Here is a 22,998-nt window from a genome sequence, read left to right as displayed (position 1 = left end):
TGCCCTTTAGTATTTTTATATTTATACAGTTAATACTCTATTCGTCAGATGAACGAAATTTGTTTAGGATCTTCAAACTCTGGAATCCAGTTACCATGAGCTTCAATTAAATCATCGCACATCGCAATGATGTCATCTATTGATAATTCGGCAGAAGTATGAGGATCAAGCATTGCTGCCTGATAGATATGTTCTTTCTTTTTCGTTACCGCAGCTTCAATTGTTAAAAGCTGTGTATTAATATTTGAACGGTTAAGGGCAGCCAACTGTTCTGGAAGATCCCCTACATAACAAGGAGTGATTCCGCTCCGATCAGCAATACAAGATATCTCAACAACTGCTTTTTCCGGTAAATTACTAATTAATTGCCCTGTATTTAAAATGTTTCCGCCAAATTTAAACGGAACATTCGTCTCCATCGCTTCAATAATACGGGAACCGTATTCGTGCGAACGGGTATGGGTTAAATGCTTATTAAAGACCATCTCGTCGCGCATTTTGTCCCATCGTTCAATTTGTTCTATACAGCGACGTGGATACTCATCGAGTGGAATGTTAAATTTCTCGATTAAATGCGGATAATTGCGTTTAATGAAATACGGATGGTACTCAGCGTTATGTTCAGAGGATTCAGTTACATAGTATCCAAATCTGTCCATTAATTCGAAGCGAACCATATCATTATGTTTTGTTTGTTGTTTTTCCCTCGCACGGCGTTTAATTTCCGGATATAAGTCCTTGCCGTCGCGTTTGATTTCAAGAAGCCATGCCAGATGGTTAATACCAGCAATTTTTTCTTCTACTCCTTCGTGATCCATACCTAAGGATTTAAGGAGGTGTTCACTGCAAACTTGAACACTGTGGCATAATCCAACGGTCTTAACATTTGTATAGCGCAGCATTGCTCCTGTTAATGTTGCCATTGGATTTGTATAGTTTAAAAGCAGGGCATCCGGACAAACCTCTTCAATAACCTTAGCGAAATCCCACATAACCGGAATGGTGCGAAGAGAACGAAAAATGCCGCCAATCCCGATTGTATCAGCAATTGTTTGACGGAGGCCATATTTTTTAGGTATTTCAAAATCTATAATCGTGCTTGGTTTGTAGCCACCAACTTGAATGGCATTAATAATGTATTTTGCTCCTCGCAATGCTTCTTTGCGATTCGAATAGGCTTTCACAACAATGTTTGCCTGTAATCCTTGTTTTAAATTATTTAACATATTTTCCGAGTCTTTTAAGCGTTGGTTGTCTATATCAAATAATGCGAACTCGAAACCAGCTAATGCAGGAATATACATGCAGTCACCTAGAATATTTTTGGCGAAAACTGTACTCCCTGCTCCAATAAACGTAATTTTCGACATTCATTAACCTCCTGTTATTGGGCAACTAATCAAATCCCTTAAAAGAAAAAATTGCTTTAAAAAATAAAAAAAGTAGCCCGTATTCAACTCTATATTTTTGTTGTTATAATAATGATAAATCGCTTACATAACTGTATCAATGGTAAGTTAGTGCGATAGGAGGGTGAAATATTGTCCTTAATTTATAGGGGGAAATCTGTGAAGGATTATCAGACGTACGGCTTTCGTTTTCAAGATGTAATTCATATGGCAAATATTTTAGTGCTTGGCCGTGAAGAGATAATGCCTGGAGTAGTTTATGATTGGCATGGGTTAAAGCGGAAAGACGTAGGAACTTATGTTTTTCAATATACTTTGTCAGGAATGGGTAGGATTGATGCAGTGGGCAAAAGTTATACTGTTAAGGCGGGAGAAGCCTTTATTGTCGAGATTCCCAGCGATCATCGATATTACTTTCCAAAGGAAAGTGAGGGTTGGGAGTTTATTTTTATTACATTAGTAGGAAGAGAAGCCTCGGCTTGTTGGCGGCAAATGCAAGAACTGAGTGGTCCTGTCTTGAAAGTTCCTCCAGATTCAAAGCTGATTAGGCTTTTGCTGAAAATCTATCAAGAAACATCTGAACAAAAGGTTACAGATGCCTATTATGCCTCAGCTAAGGCTTATGAGTTTGTGATGGAATGTTACCGTTTCATAAGGAATATTGAAAAAACAGCGAAAGGTTTCTCTAGCCAGATTACAGAGGCATTGACCTTTATTCAAACACATTATCATGAACCAATTACACTCGATGAAATAGCAGCCGTATCCGGTTTTTCAAGATATTACTTTATTAAGCAGTTTCAGCACCAACTAAATATGACACCTATGCAATACCTTACCAAAATTAGAATTCAAAAGGCAGTAGAGCTCCTTCGTTCAACAAGAATCCCTGTAACAGACATTGCTACCCAAGTAGGTTATGCAAATGCCAACTATTTTAACAAAGTGTTCCGAAAAGCGGTTGGTGTATCAGCCGGAACATTTCGAGAGAGTAAAGACATTGTTGGAATTGATCATTTAATCATTGATTAGGAAGTATATCATCTGATTAGTTTAAAAGAGAAATACCGTTTTAATAAGGGCAACCTATTGTGGAAAGAAGAAGTAAAGGATGAGAGCTTTATGGGAGCAGTTTTATCTTGCACATCTCTCATTTGGTTAGAAGAAACAGGGGAGGTGTTGCCTTTAATAATGGGTGACGCCTTATTAGAATCTACCTTGTTCAAGAGATGCCTAAATATTTAAAGTTGCTAAGGAATACGGAGGAATTATAATTACAAACAAAATAAGCAACCTTACATCAATTGAAAATGAAATAAGGCTGCTTAATATCTTTATTAGTGTCAACTTTGCACGGTTAAGAGAGCCTTCCTTATACTCTTAACCTTATAATATACACCTTCAAATAAGGTAAGATTATTTAAGAATATTTAGTAAATCTTCTTCGTTTATTTTTCTGTCTTTATGATAATATTTCATATCATTCTCATTGATTTTTCTCAGTATCCTGCAAGGGCTTCCTATTGCTACAACATTAGGTGGAATATCCTTCGTAACTACACTGCCGGCTCCAATTACTGTGTTTTCCCCAATACGAACCCCTGGTAAAATAATTGCTCCAGCACCAATCCAAACATTATCCTCAATTATCACAGGCAGGTTATACTGTGCTGCTTTTCTCCGCAATTCCGGATGAATTGGATGAGTACCAGCATCAATCGTTACATTAGGACCAATTAACACATTATTTCCTATATAAATATCGGTGTCATCTACCAATGTCAGGTTAAAATTTGCGTAGACATCATTTCCTAAATGTGTGTGTCTTCCCCAGTTTGCATGAAGTGGTGGTTCGATATAAACATTATTTCCTATTTCCGCAAACAATTTATGCAAAATTTCCTTTCTTTTTTCTCGTTCAGAAGGTCTAGTATGGTTAAAGTCATATAATACCTCTAAACATTGCGTTTGCTCTTTCCCCAAAGCTTCATCATTGCAGAGATATAATTTCCCGCTTTTCATTTTTTCTTTAATAGACATATATATATTCACTCCTATTTTCGATTCTAATTGTTAGACTAACTTTATATCGCATTTTCTTTGAAAATGTTAGACTATCTTACTTACATATAAAGTGAAACAAGAAACCTTCTCTTTTCTGAAAGAATTCCCTTTTTGTTATGATTATTCTAATCGTAAAACGTTTACACACTAACTTCAATGGTAAGTTAGTGTGATAGGAGGGTAAAATGTTGTCTTCCTCGCAAGATAAGTATTCCAAATATGCTTGAACCCGATCTTCACCTTTTAACACACCGAGACTCACTGCTGGATTCATTCTAAAATCTCCTTCTCTGAATTTTTTCCAGTAACCCCGATATCCTTAATGCAGCATCACAGCTTCACTTGTTATAAGAGATTAAGTCTCAACCAGCCTCAAACATGTTCCTAACTTTCATAAGTTTTAACTTTACTTATCTGTAATACTGTTCAACCTACGATACTCAGAAGGAGTTAAAGTAGTTAACTTCTTAAACTGCCTCATAAAATGAACCTCATTTTCATAACCACATAAATTTGAAATTTCCCCCACCTGTAAATCAGATTCCATAAGAAGCTCCTTAGCGTAAGTAATTCTACTTTTGATAACATCAGACATACAGGAGATATGGAAGGTATTTTTATAGATATTTTGTAAATGACCACAGCTTATATGTAGCTTACTAGCCATAAATGCTATTGACCAATTGTGTTGAGGGTTGCTGTAAATTTCACTTCGAAGTTTAATTAGTTCCTCATGAACTTTTGAGCGCCAAGGTTGGAGAGTATTTGTCTCCACCATTTCTTTCGTCTTTACGAATAAAACACGCATCAAATATTCGATGGTTTGCTCCTTATATGAATTGTTAGAATAAAATTCATTTGCTATTTTTTGGATTAAATCAGATATATATAAATGGTTCGAAATATACAGTGGGGTATTCAAATTAATTGGGTATTGGTCAAAAAAAGACGCATTAAGTTCAAAATGTATCCAGTCATTTTTGTATTCAGCTCCGCTCGATTTGTACTCATGAGGATAATTCTTATCAAAGATTATCAGTGTATTAGCGGGTGTATTTATAGCCTCTCCCTCTATTATAAAAACTGCCGGAGATTTAACAAACAAGAGAAGACACCATTCATACCCTTTAGGACGATTAACAGAAAAGTTGTTGCCGTGTGCAGTATTGCAACCCATTCGCAAAATGTTAAACAACTCTTTATCACCTCAGTATATATCAGTTTAATCTTATTATATGTTATTGAAGATATGCCTTTAAAGTTTTATATTGAAACCATTATCAAGTACTTGATGAAACAGTATGAATCTTACTTTTTATCAGTGATGATATTTGTAGTGATTTTAAGTGATGTTAATTAAAATGAAGCTTGGAGGGTATTTATGTATACGAGGTTATTTCAAAATCACATGGTCCGTAGAGAAGTACCACTTGATCCTATATGGGATTTTCATATCTTAAGTTCATCGGGGGAAAAACAAGAGGAATACAAAATGCTTGTTCCGAGCTGCTGGGAAAGCAATCCAAATCTTGCTTCTTATAAAGGCAAGGCAGTGTATTCAAAGAGAGTAACCTTTGGGGGAAATGCCCGTCTAGTATTTAAAGGAGTCAGCCATACGGCATATGTATACCTGGACAAGAAGCAGGTTGGATACCATTATAATGCTTATACAGAATTCGATATATTATTACAGGATATACCTCATGGTGAACATTTACTGGAGGTTATTGTGGATAATTCCTTTCATGAGGAGTCTGCTTTGCATGTGAGCAACGATTATCATTCTTACGGTGGAATTACCCGGCCGATAGTCCTTGAGGAAATTGGTGAAATGTTTATTAAAAATACTCACTTTATCCCAAATCAGGAAGATGGGAAATGGTATGCATCAATCAGAGCTTTGCTAAGGAATCTTTCCAATGAGAAAAAGCTTGTAACGCTAAAAATTAAGGTTGGTGATGATGAGATTTCCTTTGTTGACAAAGTACTTCCTCCTAATGCTGAAACACTATTAGAGAATCGCTTTGAGTTTCCTGCTGCAACTACGTATACATTGGAAAATCCAAAATTATATATGCTGGAAGCAAAGCTATTCGACAAGGAAAAAGAAGTGGACGATTTGATTGACAGAGTAGGCTTTCGTGAAGTAAAAGTCAATGGAAAGGACATTTTGTTTAACGGAGAAAAGGTAATTATTAAAGGAGTAAATCGCCATGAAGACTATGCAGAATTCGGATGTGCACTTCCCATAGAAGCAATGTATCGAGATATTGAAATGATTAAGTCATTAGGTGCAAATTGTATTCGAACGAGTCATTATCCTAATGATGAGCGTGTTTTAGATTTATGTGATGAGAATGGAATACTTGTATGGGAAGAGTCTCATGCAAGAGGATTAAGTGAAGAACAGATGAGACACAAAAACTTTGAGAAACAAAGTTTGGATTGTATTAAAGAAATGATTGAAAGTCATATAAACCACCCATCTATTTATGTATGGGGGATATTAAATGAATGTGTGAGTAACACAGAGTTTGGGAGATCCTGCTACGCAAAACAGTTTGAACTTATTAAACATTTAGATTCTAGTCGTCCGGTATCCTTTGCAAGTCTTGAGGCACATATAGGTTCAGATCTGTGCCTGGATTTGGTTGATATAGTATCTTTTAATATCTACCCGCGATGGTATCATGAAACATCAGTAAAGGATTCTTTATACAATCTGAAAAAGTTCGTTAATAGTACTTCTGGAGCAGGTAAACCACTACTAATCAGTGAAATTGGAGCTGGCGCAATTTATGGTTACAGGAATAATAATCAGGAAAAGTGGACGGAAGAATACCAGAAGACTGCTTTAACGGAACAAGTAACTACCATTTTATCGGATGAAGAATTAAGTGGTGTAATCATCTGGCAGTATGCAGATTGTAGAGTAGACAAAGGATGGTTTCATGGAAGGCCGAAATCCCAAAACAATAAAGGACTCGTAGATACTTATCGAAGAGAAAAGCTTGCTTATCATAAAGTAAAGGAAATTTTCCTTTCCTATTAAGTTTTTAAACTCCAAACAGCGGTAAAAGAAACAATCATTATAATAATCTGAATTTCATGGATAATGGACAATTGGTAAGAGTTATCCATAAGAAATATTTATCTTTAGAAAGATGTACTATCGTACAATACGGTACATTTTTTTTATAGACAAAAACCCATCCTTTAAAGAGAATAATGAATAATATATAGTGTCAGCCAGTAATTAAAATTTTCTTTTGCTTCACTAATACGATTTTTGTCAACCTTCATTGGTTGACCCTTCTACATAAATAACCCTCATCCGGTCATTCGAAATGGAAGCGACAGTGAAAAAATTCTTGTTACTTAGTTAATTAAGGTATTAAATAAGTTGCAATGGTTAATCTAATACTAAAATTATAAGGACAGGAAAATCTATGGTAATCCTTTTTATTTCGATTATTCTATTTAATGTTATAGCGTTTAAAAAAAATAAAATACCGACAATGAATAGAAAAGTAAATATATGGACATTTACCATTGCGCTTCAGGTGGTTTTTGATGTGGTGATCGAATTTAAGTTTAAAGGATACTGGTATTTTGATAAAGGCGTAGACTGGATGGGAGTTCTTGCACATACAATTCTAATTCCACCATTCAATATAATGTTATTAAGCTTGTTCCCATTTAACTCCAGTTTTGTTAAAAAAGCAATTTTTATTAACTCTTTGCACAGTAGGTATTATTATTTACGAGGCATTGGTTTTAATTCCTGAACCTTGGGGATTCTTCCATCTAGGATGGTGGAAATTATGGTATGATACATTTTGTGCTCCCATGCTTATACTAATCCTAACAGGATATTATAGGTGGATTTGTAAATTAGAAGAAAAGCTGCTTGATAATCATAAAAATTAAGCATAGTGATTTGTTTTTATAATGAAGAGAGCTCACTTTTCAAGGAGAGCTCTTTCTTGTGTCACAAAAGTGGCATGTTTTTATTAGCAATTTTAATTTCTCTTATAGATCCGTGGGAAATTAATATAAACCTTTTGTTATTTTAGTTAATTTAGAATTAATGGAGAAAATCTTTGCATTTATCTCATTTATTCCTAAATTCTCTATTCGGTTAGAATGCATTTCTAAATAGTTTGCTGCGTTTTCCTTTGTTTGAAAGCAATAGATGCCCCCAGCTTCACTTGTTTCCTGATTCTCTGTCCAAATCTTCCAAAGAAATCCTTCTTCTTTGTTAATGCTTTCCGCCAGACCAGAAAAAGTCTGAGCCATCTCATCTCCAAAGGGACCTTGCATCCTAAAATCAACCTGTAAAATATATGCCATTTTATATTCTCCTTTATTAATTATTCTGCTTGTAGAAAATAGGACTCACCTAGTATTTCTTTTTTATGATAGCTCTCAGAAGAAAGGTTCTCTTTTACAAATGAGGATACTTCTGATTGATGAATATCGTACATAACCTCCATTTCCTTCGAGAATAATAACTTTTCTTCCCTCAATAGACCAAAAATATTAGGTAGTACTCCAGGTTGTATATTCTCCAGATGGAGTGCTTGTTTTAAACCGTCTATATAGTATTGTAGTTGACGTGCTCCAACAATCTTGACACCTTTATTTTCTTGATTGACCATGATAATAGTGGGAAATCCTCTTACTCCCAAACTAGCAGCTAGTCTGAAGTCTTCTTTGAGGAGCTTTCTTCCGGTTTCCTGTTGTGCTTCCTCTAAAATGGATGCACCATCTAGACCTAACTTATTCACTATATCAATGAGGACACCTTGATCCCCAATATTTTGATTGAATGCAAATACAGATTCCCTCGCACGACGTAAAAACGCATTTGCTAAGGATTTACGCCTTTTTTGAATAACCTTATAAACTCTAGATGGTGGGAAAGAAGATTGAATAGGGTTATCCAACCAAAGAGATCCATCAATTGGCATGCGGCTGTGTACACCAACTTCTTTCCAATGTTCTGCAACGTCGGAAGGTTTAGAAATGCCATTTGCTGCGTCACCAAAGTCTTCCCATTTCTCCAACAATCCTCCCATAACAGTATGGAAATTAAAGTAGTGACCATATTGCGAAACAAAGCGGCGAAGTACGGGCTCCAGTGCCCAGCAATGAGAGCAAATTGGATCTGTTACGTAATATAATTCAATTTTTTTATTGGAATTGGTTAAATCAATCATTTCCATTTCGTCATTATCAGGAACACCGCAAATTCCAGTTTCTAAATCACAAGCCATAGGGTATTTGCTCATACTAACTTCTTCACTCCTCTTACTTCCTAAATGATTTTAAAGCAGATGACCATGAATTGGTTCATTATAAATTGCCAGGTTGTACTCTTTACGATTTATCCGACTCAGCTACTTGATCTCCAACCCTTGTTTGTTTTGTACTTCCAGTAGTTATTCCTATTTTGAACAACATATATCTCCTTCCAGTCAGTTAGTAAAGTTGATTACGATTACATCTTAGTACATAATAAAAATGAACAATACCAATAGATGTAGTCATTTATCGTATATACGACATATTCGATCATTTGTCTGAAAAGGAGGAGATATAGATGACCGAAGTAAAAAAAGACTTGCGATATATTCGCACTCGAAAATCAATTATGGATGCATTCATGAAGATATCCGAGAAAAAAGACTTCAAGGATATTACCGTAAAAGATATTACAACAGAGGCTATGATAAACAGGGCAACGTTTTATTATCATTTTGTAGATAAATATGATTTATTGGAAAAGGTGTTGTCTGAAGTATTCCTAATTAACTTAAATGATGAAATAATTAAGGATTATGTACTTAATGAAGAAGTAATAGTGAACTTATTTTTAGCAATAACTAGCTTCAATAGTTCTTTATCAAGTCGCTGTCATAATGGATATGAAGAAACGATAGCACGAATAATCAAGGAACAACTGGAGATTATCTTTTATAAAATGTTACAAAGGCAAAGTGAGGGAGAAGAAAGAGATAGAATTGCGTCCGTTATGTTGAGTTGGGGAATATATGGAGCTGCTATTGCTTGGAATAAAAACAGTGAGCTACCACCAGAGGAGTATATTAAATTGGTTATTCCTCATTTATCTAGCGGATTTTATAAAGAACCTAATAAGAAAGATTGATTTGACATTTAGCATAAAATAAACCAATATATATGCTATAGCATCTATGTTCAACAATATTAATTAAATCTGACAACTAGTCTAATTGTTATTTACCGTAAAAGAAATAATAATTGTTTGTATAATACATGCTATAGCATGTATTAATTCTATGAAGAAAGAGGTGATTATTATCTCTATTTTAGTAAATATTGTTCAAGTCTTATTATTTATCTTTTTCATTATGACCGGAACAAAAATAATCTCTGGAAAAATGGCTGAAGAATTTAAGCGGTTTGGTTTTCCATCTATTTTTAATTTTCTTACTGGTGCTTTTGAATTGATTGGTGCAATTGGTATGTTAATTGGTATTTGGGTTCCATATGTTGCGTTATTTGCAGGATTACTATTAGGGGGAACTATGTTTGTTGCTGCTTTTACTTTAGTAGTAATAGTAAAAGATCAATTTAAAAAGTCAATCCCAGCCATAATTTTAATGATTTTAAGTTTAGGTGTAAGTTCCTTTTATCTTTTTTAATATAAATATTTGCTGAAGACAGAAGAACAGCATATTCAAGAAGGGGTAGCTATTCAGGCTTATATCAGGTTTTGATAAAATGAAACAGTATAGTAGCATACGTACACGCAATAGCAATTAATTCAAATTAAAAGTTTAGGTACCATTTCGTTAATATAATCTTTATAGAGGTGGAGTATGGAATTACATGATTTAATTGGCTATCTTGTTCATCGGACAGATGTAAAGATGACCAATTATTTTACTAAGAGATTAAAGCCCTTTGAAGTTACTCCGGAGCAATGGGGAATCATTAGCGTGCTTTGTAAGCATGAAGGGACAACACAAAAAGAATTGGCTGCAGCAATTGATAAGGATCAGACAACAGTAGCAAGAATGATACAGTCTATGGAGAAAAAAGAAATTATACAAAAAAGAAACAATGCGCAAGATAAACGTTCTCAAAACCTTTACTTAACTGAAAAGGGACACGAAATAAAAAACAAAATATTACCTGTAGTGATGGAGGCTCATCAGAATGTAACGAGTAATTTAAGTGAGCAAGAAATACAATATTTAAAAGAACTATTAAATAAATTATGGGATACAAAATATTAATCAATCTAATTCTACATAAGTCCCCTATTGTGAAGTAAGTCATTTGTTATAAAAGCTAATTTCCCTTTCGTTAATTATGAGTTTTTATAATATTATATCTATTATGCAAGATTTTTTCTGTCTCTTATCCTTTAACACGTTAGAATCACAGCCATATTTTATGTTAGCATGGCAGCATTCATATAATTAGAGTAAGTAGTCACTCTTATGTAACAATCGCGGCTGTTATGCGGAAGAAGGATTTTCGTATATCTTGGCGAATTGGTTCATTAGTTCAAGAACGAGCTGTCATTTTAAAGTATCAATTTTTAAGAGAGAATAAATGTTGCTATGAATCAATTGCTCAGGAGGAGGTTGATTACATTCATTTTTGAAGCCTATGAGAACGGAACAACACAGTCAGTGGATGTGAAAGCATTCGAATGAAGAAAGAGAATGTTAAAGAGGGGAATAGAATAGCATAGTTAGACAAGTTTCTAGATGAGAAGTAATAAATAAGAAGTAAAATATGAAGTTCAATAAGTAAAACTAATGAATGAAACGTAAGAAAAAGGTACCGGAAGGATTCTTTTTCTTATAATATTTGGAGGAAAGCATATGACGAAAGATGAAGTACTTCAGTTAGAAAAGGAATTATCCTTTGATTCTTTCAGTAATGAAGATGCTTATAATATAGCTTTAAGTATTGTAAATAGAATAAAGAAAGACCAATTGAAAAATATAAGAATAAGAGCTGTTTTAGATGGCGAGATAGTATTTCAGTATCTGATGAAAGGCAAAAAAGGCGATATCTGGTTAAATAGAAAACAGAATACTATTGAAAGATTCCATCATAGCGGCTACTACATTTTCTTGGATAATGAAGAAAATAGTACCTATGAACAATATAAAGATGATGAAACGATTGTAATTTGCGGTGGAGGCTTTCCAATCATTGTTAAAGATGAGATAGTTGGTAGTTTTATAGTAAGTGGATTAGACCATGTTGAGGATCATCAGTTGATTGTTGATGCTTTTAGGGAATATAAAATAAAAAAAAGTTGACGCTTTCATAATGGGAGTATATACTATAGATAATTAAATAAACCAATTGGACATGTGACTGGTAATGCAGGCAGGATCTATAAATAACAAATAATACTTTATGTATTTGTTATTTTAGGTCCTGCCTTTTTTGTCTTAAATCCAGCGACATTACAATACTATTAAAAAGGAGTACACAGGATGAGCTACAAACAAACAGCAGCAGAGGTGTTAAAGTATGTGGGCGGGAATGAAAACGTTTCCCACCTAGAGCATTGTTCGACAAGATTACGTTTTTCCTTAAATGATAATAGTAAAGCAAATGTAGATCAGTTAAAAAAGATTCCAGGTGTAATGGCGGTTAAAATGAACGCCCAATGCCAAGTTGTCATAGGTAATGAAGTAGTTGAAGTATATGACGAGGTAAAAAAACTCTTAGTAACAAATGAAGGAGCTACCAATGCCAATTCTCAACATAAACCTAAACAAAAGCAAAAAATTGGAAGCGTTATCCTGGATTTTGTTGTTGGTATTTTTCAGCCACTAGTTCCAGCAATAGCTGGTGGTGGAATCTTAAAGTCACTTTTGTTACTACTTTCAGTGATGGGGGTAATGGACCCAGCAGGGCAGACCTATCAGATATTAAACATGATTGGAGATGCACCGTTATATTTTTTACCTTTACTGGTTGCCGTTACAACTGCTAATAAACTAAAAGTCAATTCGCTTGTTGCTCTTTCAGCGGTAGGAGCACTTGTACTGCCGAATATGGCAGCAATGATTGGAGAAGGGGCTCAACTTTTCAGTTTTAATATAGAGAATATTGCATACACCTATCAAGTATTCCCAGCAATTCTAACGATTCTATTTTATGCACAGGTAGAAAAGCTATTTACAAAAATTTCTCCAAAACCGATTAGAATCTTTTTTGTTCCGATGATTTCCCTATTGATTACTGTTCCGATTGCTTTACTAATTTTGGGGCCAATTGGCTTTACATTCGGGCAGGGGTTATCTGCAGTCATTCTTGCTATTTTTGACAAAGTAGGCTGGATTGCAGTAGCGTTATTGGCAACTGTATTGCCACTTATGGTCGCAACAGGTATGCATAAAGCGATGGTTCCATATGCAGTAACAACAATGAGTGAACTTGGAAAGGAAATCCTTTATCTGCCTGCATCACTTGCACATAATCTTGCAGAGAGTGGAGCTTGTTTTGCGGTAGCAATAAGAACAAAAGATAAAGTGTTGAAATCAACAGCAATTTCTGCGGGTATCTCTGCTCTTTTTGGAATTACAGAGCCTGCATTATACGGGGTAACTATCCAAAATAAGAAGGTTCTGAGCAGTGTTATGATTGGTTCCTTTGTAGGCGGTACCTTTATCGGTATTGCTGGCTTGCAGGCTTTCGTTCTAGTTGGACCAGGATTAGCAAGCTTATCAATGTTTATATCGGAAGAATTGCCTAACAATATTATCAATGCTATTATCGGCTTGGTCATTTCGTTCGGAGTTGCATTTGTTGCCGCATTTTTATTGGGGAAAGATAAAAGTGCAGATAAAAAGGTAGTAGAAGGCCCGCAAGATCAAGTGACTAAGAATCATTCAAAACTAGAAAGCGAGTTTAAAAGCCCATTGGTAGGAAAAATGGTTAATTTATCTGATGTAAATGATGAAGTTTTTTCTTCAAAGGTTATGGGTGATGGGATTGCAATTATTCCTTCAAAAGGTGAACTCTATGCTCCTACCGATGGTAAAATCGAAATGATTTTTGAAACAAACCATGCATTAGGATTGACTACTGATCAGGGGGCTCAAATATTATTCCATGTGGGCCTAAATACTGTCCAGTTGGCAGGGAAATATTTTGAACCCCAAGTCAAAGTTGGGGATGAAGTAAAGACTGGGGATTTATTATTGAAATTTGACCTTGAAAAAATAAAAGAAGAATTTGATCCAGTAACTATTGCAGTTGTTACAAGTAAGGAAAACTACACCGTCAAGGTTGCGGACATAAAGCAGGTTGAGCCTAAAGACACATTGATGTATATATCAGCGTTAGGATACTAAAAAAGAGGAGATGGTTATTATGAATAAGGGATTTCCAAAGGATTTTTATTGGGGTGGAGCAACAGCAGCAAATCAAATTGAAGGTGCTTGGCAGGAAGATGGTAAAGGTGTAAGCACTTTAGATATGTATACAGGTGGATCACTTCACCAAAAGAGACGTATAACACTTGAGTTAGACCCTGGTGAACGTTATCCAACACATGAAGCAATTGATTTTTATCACCATTATAAGGATGATATTAAATTGTTAGCTGATCTAGGAATAAAAATGTTCCGACTATCCATAAATTGGACTCGCATTTTTCCAAATGGGGACGAGCTAGAGCCGAATGAAGAGGGATTGAAATTTTATGATAGTGTATTTGAGGAGCTACAGAAATATGGTATTGAACCACTTGTGACTATTGCTCATTACGAATTTCCTTTCCATCTTTCAAAAACAATAAATGGTTGGGCAAGTAGAGAAATGATTGACCATTATGTTCGTTATGCAGAGGTATTATTTAATCGTTATAAAAATATCGTGAAGTATTGGATTCCATTTAATGAAATGAATTGTTTAACTCTTTCCCAAAAGGCATATCAAGCAGGCGGAATTATATATGATGAGACTGGTGAACTGATTAATTTAACAAAAGATAATGCACAATTACGCTTCCAAGCTTTACATCATCAATTTGTCGCAAATGCACTTGTTGTAAAAAGAGGAAGAGAGATAAACCCTGATTTCCAATTTGGTTCCATGATTACTCATTTAACATTTTATCCATTAACATGTAATCCAGCTGATATTATTCTTGCAACTAGAGAAATGCAAATGAAGGTTTATTATTGTGCAGATGTACTTCATAGGGGATATTACCCATCTTATGCAGATCATTACTTTAGACAAGAAGGAATTGTGATTAGTAAAGAAGCTGGAGATGATGTATTACTCAAAGAAAATACAGTAGATTATTGCTCATTTAGTTATTATATGTCTGTTTGCGTTAGTGCTGATCCAAATCAAGAGCAAACAGGTGGTAATCTACTTGGTGGTGTAAAGAATCCTTATTTAGTAGAGAGTGAGTGGAAGTGGCAAATAGATCCAATCGGTTTGCGATACACACTTCATACTTTGAATGACAGATATCAAGTTCCATTAATGATTGTAGAAAATGGGTTGGGAGCTTCAGATGAACTTGATGAGAATGAAGAAATTCATGATGATTATCGAATTGATTACTTCCAAAGCCACATTAGAGAAATGAAACAAGCTATTGATGAAGGAGTTCCTCTCATTGCTTATACAAGCTGGGCATGTATTGATTCTGTTTCACTTGGTACTGGAGAAATGAAGAAGCGTTACGGATTTATATATGTAGATAAACAGGATGATGGTACTGGAACAATGAAGCGTATCAAGAAAGGATCCTTTGATTGGTACAAGCAAGTTATTGAAACAAACGGTGAAAATATTTAAAGAGGAGAGGGTTTGCTTATGCAGACCCTTTTTATAGGTAGCCACAGTTTTATTTAATAGGTCCAATATTTAATTCGAATAATTTTTTTAATAAAAGTTGTTGAGTGATTTTTATTGTGGAAGATTGGTAGTTCATTCAATTTATGAATTTATGTTGAATGGTTAGGGGGGAATAAAATGATTAAAGTTAAAAAGGTATTAAATTCAAGTATCGTATTGGTAGAAAATGACCAACAAAAAGAATATATTCTTTTGGGTAAAGGAATCGGTTATGGAAAGAAAGCAGGTAATATTGTGGAAGAAAGCAAAGCGGACCAAATATTCATACCTGTTGAAAATGTAAAAGTAAAAGAATTTCTGGGATTATTAGATTCCATGCCACCTGTATTTATAGAGCTCACTACGCAGATTGTCGATTATGCAGAAAAACAGTTAAACACAAAGCTCAATTCTGGAATATATTTCACATTAATGGATCACTTACATTTCGCTGTCGAGCGATTTATGAAAAATATTAATATTACGAACCGAGTCTATTGGGAAATTAAAAATTATTACGCGAAAGAATACGAAATCGGAGAATTTGCGCTTCAATTAATGAATGAAAGACTTAATATAAATCTCCCAATTGAAGAAGCTGCAAACATAGCATTCCATTTAGTAAATGCGCAAGGAGAAAAGCAAGAGTCTAAAGATGCAATGAAGACTGCCAAGATGATTGGGAGTATAGTAAACCTAGTTCGGTATACATTGAATATCAGCAGTGATGAGAAAAACATACATTATACTCGTTTTATTACTCATATAAAGTTCTTTGTAGAACGAATCTATGCAGATACCATGCTAGAGGAGGAGGATAGTGAACTATTTAAGCAAATCGCTAGTTTATATCCTCAAGCGATGGATAGTGCCTTTAAAATTAAGGCATATATTAAACAAGTATATGAAAAAACAATTCCTAACGAGGAATTGGCCTACCTTGCAGTGCATATACACAGACTAATTTCTTATAATCAGCTCAAGCGATAAAGCAAGTCACTTTTCTTTCACGGTAAATGAAATGTAAGGTGCGGGGAGTAACATAAAAACAAGGAATACATTAGTGTTAATATATGCGATGAGGGAACTTGCTTTAATACGTAATATTTCAGTGGGAATTTTCTTCCTTTAACAGTCATTTGTAAATTATAATTTAAGCGGAATTTTCTATAGACACATTACCTAAAAGGTAAGATATCAAGTAGGCTACATCTCTTAAACTAAACTGTAGAACCCCATTTTCTTAATATGAATGGGGTTCTTATTTAATACAAACTAATCAAGAAGGATTAAAATCATGAATCATCAGTGTCGGAAAAAATTATGCATCTATTATTTCGGGCATCTACGGTGTTATCGGAGTAATAAAGCCCTTTGAATAAATTTTTAAACCAATGATCTAATGCGGATAGTGTGATTTTATATTCTCTACAAATATCTGCCCTATACTTTGTACACGATATATAATAAAAGATAAACGGTAAGAGTGTGTCCTTATGTACAAAAAATTAGGTAACCCTGAACTCATATTTCAATGGCTACCTTTCCTTGAAAATAATATTTGTAATAGGTTAGAGGAATATTTCACTTAAAACGTTTTCACAATTATAACCCCAATAATAATAAATATTACACCCATCACTCGTGGGAGGCTTATAGCATGTAGCTAATCCTATAAGGCTAAAATGGTCAATAATATTAGAAATAATTACTTGTCCGATAATAACAAACCTACTGTAGAAGCAGTAACAAATCTTGGTAAAAAAATGGTTGTTGCAAGAACATAAAAAGCACCTAACAATCCGCCTGTCCACATCCACCAACGAGCCTCAACCCATTCTTTTTTTAAACTATAACTTAAATTAAGGAAACTGGGATTCAGATAATATCTATCTCTTTAAACCAAGTAAATTCATATGAATAGTAAAAAAATGTTGACACGCTTTATTTCTAGCTGTTATGATAATTTTCAGAATTAAACAATAAATAAAGAATCGACTAGATCACTAGAGATTCAATGAAATGCATAAGATGTATTTCATTGAATCTCTTTTTTGTTAGCTACTGATCGTTCGATAAGGAGGGGGCATTGAGTAAAGACTATTATTAACTTTTGCGATTTAATCCGATTAAACCGATTTGAAAAATTATTTTAAAAGGAGAAATTGAATATGGGACATCCTACTATTTATCCGACAGGTGCGACAATTTATTCACCAAATAAGGCTTGGAGCGGTTACACTATCTTCCAAGCACCAGATCTAGGGGCATTATTGATTGATATGAATGGAAGAGAGGTACATTTGTGGAAAGGCTTGAGAGGATTTCCGAATAAGATTTTCCCAGGAGGCTATGTATTGGGACATACTTTTAACAGAGATCCACAGCATGGTTTTCAGGATGAGGGAGATGTGGCACAAGTAGATTTTGACGGTAACGTTGTTTGGAAGTTTGACAAACATGAATTTATTACTGATCCGGGCTATGAAGGTAGATGGATTGCAAGAGCGCATCATGACTATCAGCGGGAGGGTAGCCCTGTGGGGTATTATGCGCCTGGGCTGGAGCCGAAAATTGATGGAGGCAATACACTAGTGCTTGCACACCGTAATGTTGTCAACTTGAATATTTCTAAATATGAGCTATTAGATGATGTCATTCTTGAAGTGGATTGGAATGGAGATATTGTATGGGAATGGTCATTCAGTGATCATTTTGATGAATTGCAATTTGATGAAGAGGCGAAAAAAACAATTTATGAACAGCCAAATCGTCGTTTCTTTGGTAATGAGTCTGGTGATTGGCTACATATAAACTCCATTTCTGCGATTGGGCCAAATCGTCATTATGATAATGGTGATGAAAGATTTCATCCTGACAATATCATCTGGGATGCCCGTGAAGCCAATATCATTGGCATAACGGATAAACGTTCTGGCAAAATTGTTTGGCAAATTGGACCCGATTTTTCTACAGAGGAATTAAAGGAAATTGGTTGGATTATCGGGCAGCATCATGCTCATATTATTCCAAGAGGACTGCCTGGCGAAGGAAATCTCCTCGTATTTGATAACGGTGGATGGGGAGGTTATGGAGCTCCGAATCCCGGCTCTCCAGACGGTACGAAAAACGCTTTGCGTGATCATTCACGAGTTTTGGAAATTGATCCTGTTACCCTCGAAATTGTATGGCAGTATACAGGACAAGAAGCAAACTATCAAGCTCCTACAGATTCGTTTCGCTTTTATAGCCCTTATATCAGTTCTGCTCAGCGTTTAGAAAATGGAAATACGTTAATTACAGAAGGTGCGAATGGTCGTATTTTTGAAGTAAACACAGAACATGAAATAGTTTGGGAGTATATTTCACCATTTAAAAATAACCGTAATTCCAATATGGTATACCGAGCTTACAGAGTTCCTTACGGCTGGGTTCCTCAGCTTGAAAAACCAGAAGAAGTGGAGATACATCCATTGGCAGTTGAAACATTTAGAGTGCCAAATGCGGCTCCAAGCGGAATTGATTCAGCAGTTGAAGTAAAAGGGGCTGCATCATTCGGGGAAGGTGCTCTTTGCGTAGCACGGTTTGATGAAAAAGAGACAAAATAAATAGTTTTAAAAGGGGGGATTCTTAATGAAACAAAAATTTAAAATTGCAGCCTTCATGATGTTGTTAGCTGTTTTATTAGCAGGCTGCTCCAGCTCCACTTCAGGTAGTGGAGGTAAGGATGCCATTAAGATTGGAATTGATACAGCTGCAGGCGGCTCCTTACAAATTAGGGCGGCAAATGCAGAAGGATTTTTTTCGGATTTGAATATCGACCCAAAAATCTCTAACTTTGCCTATGGAATCGATACAATCAATGCATTACTGACAGAACAAACAGACACAGGGTTAGCAGCAGATTATGTCCTTTTGAACTCATTAAACAGAGGCGATATAGTTGTCATTTCCTCCTTGTCACACAGCACAGAAGCAACGATTAAAGAATCTGAATTTGTGGCCGTAAAGGGAATAGATAAACCTGCTGATTTGAAAGGGAAACGAATTGGTGTCGCAAAAGGAACAGTATCGGAATATCATTGGGCTAATTATCTTGCGACAATTGGCGTAAGTGAAAAGGATATTGAATACGTGCCATTCAGCACACCTGATGAAGCAATAGTTGGCGTGAAAAAAGGAGATATTGATGCCGTTTTATCGAGTGGAGCAGTATTAGAGAAGTTAAAAGCAATTGAGGGAGTACATAAAATCGACGACCTTTCTTCAGCTAATGTTTCCACAAGCAGTTATCTTGTTGCCAATAAAGAATTTGTTAAAAATAACGAAAAAGCTGTTGTAAATCTATTGAAAGGCATTAAAGAAGGGATTGCTTATGTTAAAGAAAACCCTGATGGAACAGCAGAAATTGCCTACAAGGAATTGAAAGTCAAAAAAGAGGATACATTACGAGACTTAGAAAATATCAATTATACTATTGGGTTTACAGATGAGGATATAAAGCACTTAAGCGAAATGAAACAATGGCTCCTAGACAGGGGATTATTAAAAAAAGACTACAATATCGAGGATAAACTGGCGTTAGATGTGTTGCAGGAGGCCCTGCCTGAGGCAGTAACATATAAAAGCGAGTAAGGGGAAGGTGGATTCGGTTTTGCGAATCCACCATTATCCGATATGTAAGAAGGGAGTAAATTAAATGACAATAGTTCACACAGATCCTCCTAATATTGTCTTAAAGGGTTTATCAAAATCATTTTCAGAAAATCATGATCAAGGAAACTTTGTATTGGAAAATGTCGATTTAACGATAAATAGAGGGGAATTTTATATTTTACTAGGTCCAAGTGGCTGCGGGAAATCCACATTATTAAATATTCTTGCTGGATTTATAGAGAAGTCCAGCGGAGAGTTGACGATTCAGAGCCAGTCGACAGCAAAGGAAGAGAATAGAGGGTTTGTTTTCCAATCAGCCGATTCAGCATTATTTCCATGGCTGACTGTAGAAGAAAATGTGGAATTCGGATTGAAAATGAAGAAAGTACCGACAGCAAAAAGGAAAGAAATTGCAAACCATTATATTAAATTAGCTGGGTTAATAGGCCATAATCAAAAATTCCCTAATGAGATATCCGGCGGAATGAAACAGCGCGTTCAATTGGCACGAGTCTTAGCTAATGATCCGCAAATATTACTAATGGATGAACCATTTGGTGCTTTAGATGCAATGACAAGGCGAACGATGCAGAAGGAGTTAATAAGGATTTGGACAGAAACAAATAAAACAGTGATATTTGTTACTCATGATATTCAAGAGGCACTTACGCTAGGTCAACGGATTGGGATTATGTCAGTTGGACCATCCTCTAAAATAATTCAATCCTATCAAATCGACATGCCATATCCACGAGAAATTACTAGTCCAAATTTCAATGAGTATTATAAAGTTGTTCAATCGCATTTTGATTAGGAGGAAATAAGATGAAAACGATCGTGCAGCAGGAATTAAAATCAAAACCATTAGAGAAAAAACTGCCGTTTAAATTTTATTGGAAAAAGATTTTAAAAACAGGAATTATTACTTGGATCGGATTACTAGTGATATGGACAGTTGCTGCTCATTTCTCTGATCCGCAATTTTTGCCAAGTCCACTTGCCACATTACGGGGAGCATTTGAACTTGGAAGTGATGGCTCATTATTCATTTATATGGCATATAGTTTAGTACGTGTGCTGATCGGCTGGTTCCTCGGAAATATTGTTGCTATTCCGTTGGGATTATTTATTGGCAGCAATAAAACAATTCGACTACTTGTTGAACCAGTGATAAATTTTGTCCGCTTTATTCCACCGCTAGCGTTTATCACTTTATTTATGCTTTGGTTTGGGATTGGTGAACAATCGAAAATATTCCTAATTATGTATGCAACGTTTTTTGTTGTTACAATTAATACATTAACTGGAGTGCTTTCCATATCTGAGGATAAAATACGTTCTGCAAATAGCATGGGAGCAAGTGATTTCCAGGTATTGCGATATGTTATAATCCCAGCAGCTACCCCCTATATTTTCACAGGAGCTAAGCTTGCTATGGGATCATCTTTCATGGCAATCATCGGCGCAGAAATGGTTGCGGCCAATGAAGGCGTAGGGTTCATGATTTGGAACGCGAGATTGTACTTCCAGACAGATTGGATATTTGTAGGGCTAGTTGTTCTAGGATTAATGGGTTTCTCTATGGATCGGTTATTTGCATTGGCTGGAAGGAAGTTTTTAAAGAGATATAATATTGTTTCATAATTATAAACGTTATCAAAAAGGTAGGTATGCGCCAAGCTTAGGGTAGTATCATGAAAAAAGTAATGAGTATTAACTTGGATTAGTGAACTAGATATATTTGTGGGCGCGAAGAAGGTCTTAAGCTCTTTAAGAGCTAACGTTCAGTTTCTTCATTAAACTGTTTACTTACGAGAGAGTGTGATAGTTTAAGTATGACCATTAGGTTGAGTATATTCTTTACATAAATTATTGGTAAACACAGTAATCTTTTTAACGTTAAAACGTCTAAACCCTTGGTATATATGGGATTAGACGTTTTTTTTTTTATTTTTTTAGGAGTTATAAGTGTTTGGTGAGGGAGTATTACAAGAAAAATGTGTGACACTACAATGATATATTGTCTGAAGCTCACAAGATAGCATTCTTTTTTCTATATGCCTTTGGAGAGACACTTATTTTTTTTACAAAAAGTTCACGGAAATAATCTATATTAGTGTACCCAACTAGATAACTGATTTCTTTAATGCTGAAATCAGTATGAAGCAATAGATGACAACTTTTTTCAATTCGGATATTTTGTAAGTATTCAATAAAGGTTTGATTTGTATATTTCTTGAATATGCGTACAAAATGACTTTCGCTTATATTCATGAGACTGGCCATGTCGGCTAAAGTTATCATTTTATGTAAATTTTGATGCATATATGACAAAACTTCATTTATGGCATAGGAGGTTATTTTAGGATTTAAGTTAGGAAATGCTCGGTATTCAATACGGAATAATTTGATTAATAGTTCTCGTAATTTAGCATTTAAAATAAGGGAATACCCAATTTGTTTTTCTTGGAATTCTACAAACATGGAGCGAAGTAATGGTAAACAGGTATCATGGTCATCTTTTAAATGCAGGTAATCAAAAGTGTTATTATTTTCTAATTGAGTACACCATTTTGCAAATGAATTCTCACCATGAACAATTGATGTATTTACTATCTGTTTTAAGACTTGGCAATCAAAAAGGATGTTACAAACTATAAGCTTATTCTTTGAATTGGAAGAGGAGGGACGAAAAACATGTGATGCCCCAATGGGAATCACAAATAAATCTCCTTTTTGCACTTTAAGGACCTTTTCATTAACATAATGAAATCCGCTGCCCTCTTCAATGATCGTAATTTCAATAAAATCATGATAATGGTGAGGTCTTAAAAAATCCTCTTCTAATCTATTTAAATAAATAAATAAGTCCTTTGAAAAATATTTCTTCCCCTTGAAACTTTCTATATTTCTATTCATTAAGTTTTTCCTCCTTTTTTAAATGATTAGATTACCATGTATTTATAGTAATATTACCAAATATTTTTAT

The 22,998-nt window shown here is 34.9% G+C and carries 20 protein-coding genes; 13 read left to right on the top strand and 7 right to left on the bottom strand.

The window, feature by feature from the left end:
• Positions 1-44: 44 nt before the first annotated feature.
• Positions 45-1,370, bottom strand: coding sequence for an alpha-glucosidase/alpha-galactosidase (melA, locus tag EM808_RS17030; RefSeq protein WP_127739389.1), 1,326 nt, complete (start codon positions 1,368-1,370; stop codon positions 45-47).
• A gap of 171 nt (positions 1,371-1,541) precedes the next feature.
• Here melA and EM808_RS17025 point away from each other — a divergent pair, with 171 nt between their 5' ends.
• Positions 1,542-2,441, top strand: coding sequence for an AraC family transcriptional regulator (locus tag EM808_RS17025; RefSeq protein ID WP_235856638.1), 900 nt, complete (start codon positions 1,542-1,544; stop codon positions 2,439-2,441).
• A 384-nt stretch (positions 2,442-2,825) separates the two neighbouring features.
• Here EM808_RS17025 and EM808_RS17020 read toward each other — a convergent pair whose 3' ends face one another.
• Positions 2,826-3,449: a sugar O-acetyltransferase gene (locus EM808_RS17020; protein WP_127739388.1), complete on the bottom strand. Its 624-nt coding sequence runs from the start codon at positions 3,447-3,449 to the stop codon at positions 2,826-2,828.
• A gap of 430 nt (positions 3,450-3,879) precedes the next feature.
• Positions 3,880-4,668: an AraC family transcriptional regulator gene (locus tag EM808_RS17015; RefSeq protein ID WP_127739387.1), complete on the bottom strand. Its 789-nt coding sequence runs from the start codon at positions 4,666-4,668 to the stop codon at positions 3,880-3,882.
• Between the two features lie 186 nt (positions 4,669-4,854).
• Here EM808_RS17015 and EM808_RS17010 point away from each other — a divergent pair, with 186 nt between their 5' ends.
• Complete coding sequence (locus EM808_RS17010; RefSeq protein WP_127739386.1) at positions 4,855-6,525, top strand: glycoside hydrolase family 2 protein; 1,671 nt, start codon at positions 4,855-4,857, stop codon at positions 6,523-6,525.
• 998 nt (positions 6,526-7,523) lie between these two features.
• On the opposite strand, the gene EM808_RS17000 is transcribed toward EM808_RS17010, so the two are convergent.
• On the bottom strand, positions 7,524-7,826 hold the full coding sequence (locus EM808_RS17000) for a monooxygenase (RefSeq protein WP_127739385.1): 303 nt from the start codon (positions 7,824-7,826) through the stop codon (positions 7,524-7,526).
• Between the two features lie 20 nt (positions 7,827-7,846).
• Positions 7,847-8,767: a DsbA family oxidoreductase gene (locus tag EM808_RS16995; protein ID WP_127739384.1), complete on the bottom strand. Its 921-nt coding sequence runs from the start codon at positions 8,765-8,767 to the stop codon at positions 7,847-7,849.
• A 311-nt stretch (positions 8,768-9,078) separates the two neighbouring features.
• Here EM808_RS16995 and EM808_RS16990 point away from each other — a divergent pair, with 311 nt between their 5' ends.
• The 7 genes from EM808_RS16990 to EM808_RS16960 all read left to right on the top strand — a co-directional run bounded on the left by EM808_RS16990 (position 9,079) and on the right by EM808_RS16960 (position 16,343).
• On the top strand, positions 9,079-9,645 hold the full coding sequence (locus tag EM808_RS16990) for a TetR/AcrR family transcriptional regulator (protein WP_127739383.1): 567 nt from the start codon (positions 9,079-9,081) through the stop codon (positions 9,643-9,645).
• A 151-nt stretch (positions 9,646-9,796) separates the two neighbouring features.
• Positions 9,797-10,162, top strand: a complete 366-nt coding sequence (locus tag EM808_RS16985; protein WP_127739382.1) for a DoxX family protein — start codon at positions 9,797-9,799, stop codon at positions 10,160-10,162.
• 177 nt (positions 10,163-10,339) lie between these two features.
• Positions 10,340-10,759, top strand: a complete 420-nt coding sequence (locus tag EM808_RS16980) for a MarR family winged helix-turn-helix transcriptional regulator (protein ID WP_127739381.1) — start codon at positions 10,340-10,342, stop codon at positions 10,757-10,759.
• A 597-nt stretch (positions 10,760-11,356) separates the two neighbouring features.
• Complete coding sequence (locus EM808_RS16975) at positions 11,357-11,803, top strand: heme-binding protein (protein ID WP_127739380.1); 447 nt, start codon at positions 11,357-11,359, stop codon at positions 11,801-11,803.
• 180 nt (positions 11,804-11,983) lie between these two features.
• A complete protein-coding gene (locus tag EM808_RS16970) occupies positions 11,984-13,852 on the top strand; it encodes a beta-glucoside-specific PTS transporter subunit IIABC (protein WP_127739379.1) in 1,869 nt (622 codons plus the stop codon).
• A gap of 10 nt (positions 13,853-13,862) precedes the next feature.
• The gene (locus tag EM808_RS16965) at positions 13,863-15,314 is read left to right on the top strand and encodes a family 1 glycosylhydrolase (protein WP_164849693.1); all 1,452 of its coding nucleotides are present in this window, start codon (positions 13,863-13,865) and stop codon (positions 15,312-15,314) included.
• Positions 15,315-15,491: 177 nt separating this feature from the next.
• Complete coding sequence (locus tag EM808_RS16960; RefSeq protein ID WP_127739377.1) at positions 15,492-16,343, top strand: PRD domain-containing protein; 852 nt, start codon at positions 15,492-15,494, stop codon at positions 16,341-16,343.
• A gap of 718 nt (positions 16,344-17,061) precedes the next feature.
• Here the strand turns inward: EM808_RS16960 and EM808_RS29560 are convergent.
• The gene (locus tag EM808_RS29560; protein ID WP_268926521.1) at positions 17,062-17,235 is read right to left on the bottom strand and encodes a DMT family transporter; all 174 of its coding nucleotides are present in this window, start codon (positions 17,233-17,235) and stop codon (positions 17,062-17,064) included.
• A 289-nt stretch (positions 17,236-17,524) separates the two neighbouring features.
• On the opposite strand from EM808_RS29560, the gene EM808_RS16950 reads away from it, so the two are divergent.
• The 4 genes from EM808_RS16950 (at position 17,525) to EM808_RS16935 (ending at position 21,653) form a co-directional block, all read left to right on the top strand.
• Complete coding sequence (locus EM808_RS16950; protein WP_127739376.1) at positions 17,525-18,961, top strand: aryl-sulfate sulfotransferase; 1,437 nt, start codon at positions 17,525-17,527, stop codon at positions 18,959-18,961.
• Between the two features lie 25 nt (positions 18,962-18,986).
• Positions 18,987-19,988, top strand: a complete 1,002-nt coding sequence (locus tag EM808_RS16945; RefSeq protein WP_127739375.1) for an ABC transporter substrate-binding protein — start codon at positions 18,987-18,989, stop codon at positions 19,986-19,988.
• A 64-nt stretch (positions 19,989-20,052) separates the two neighbouring features.
• Positions 20,053-20,823 carry an ABC transporter ATP-binding protein gene (locus EM808_RS16940; RefSeq protein WP_127739374.1) on the top strand — a complete coding sequence of 257 codons (771 nt, stop codon included), beginning with the start codon at positions 20,053-20,055 and terminating at the stop codon, positions 20,821-20,823.
• A gap of 11 nt (positions 20,824-20,834) precedes the next feature.
• Positions 20,835-21,653 (top strand): ABC transporter permease, encoded by an 819-nt coding sequence (locus EM808_RS16935; RefSeq protein ID WP_127739373.1) that lies wholly within the window; start codon positions 20,835-20,837, stop codon positions 21,651-21,653.
• A 387-nt stretch (positions 21,654-22,040) separates the two neighbouring features.
• On the opposite strand, the gene EM808_RS16930 is transcribed toward EM808_RS16935, so the two are convergent.
• Positions 22,041-22,928, bottom strand: coding sequence for an AraC family transcriptional regulator (locus EM808_RS16930; RefSeq protein WP_127739372.1), 888 nt, complete (start codon positions 22,926-22,928; stop codon positions 22,041-22,043).
• Positions 22,929-22,998 lie beyond the last annotated feature (70 nt).

The sequence above is a fragment of the Niallia taxi genome (assembly GCF_004005475.1).
Classification (GTDB): domain Bacteria; phylum Bacillota; class Bacilli; order Bacillales; family Cytobacillaceae; genus Niallia; species Niallia taxi.
This window is presented reverse-complemented; position numbering and strand designations above follow the sequence as displayed.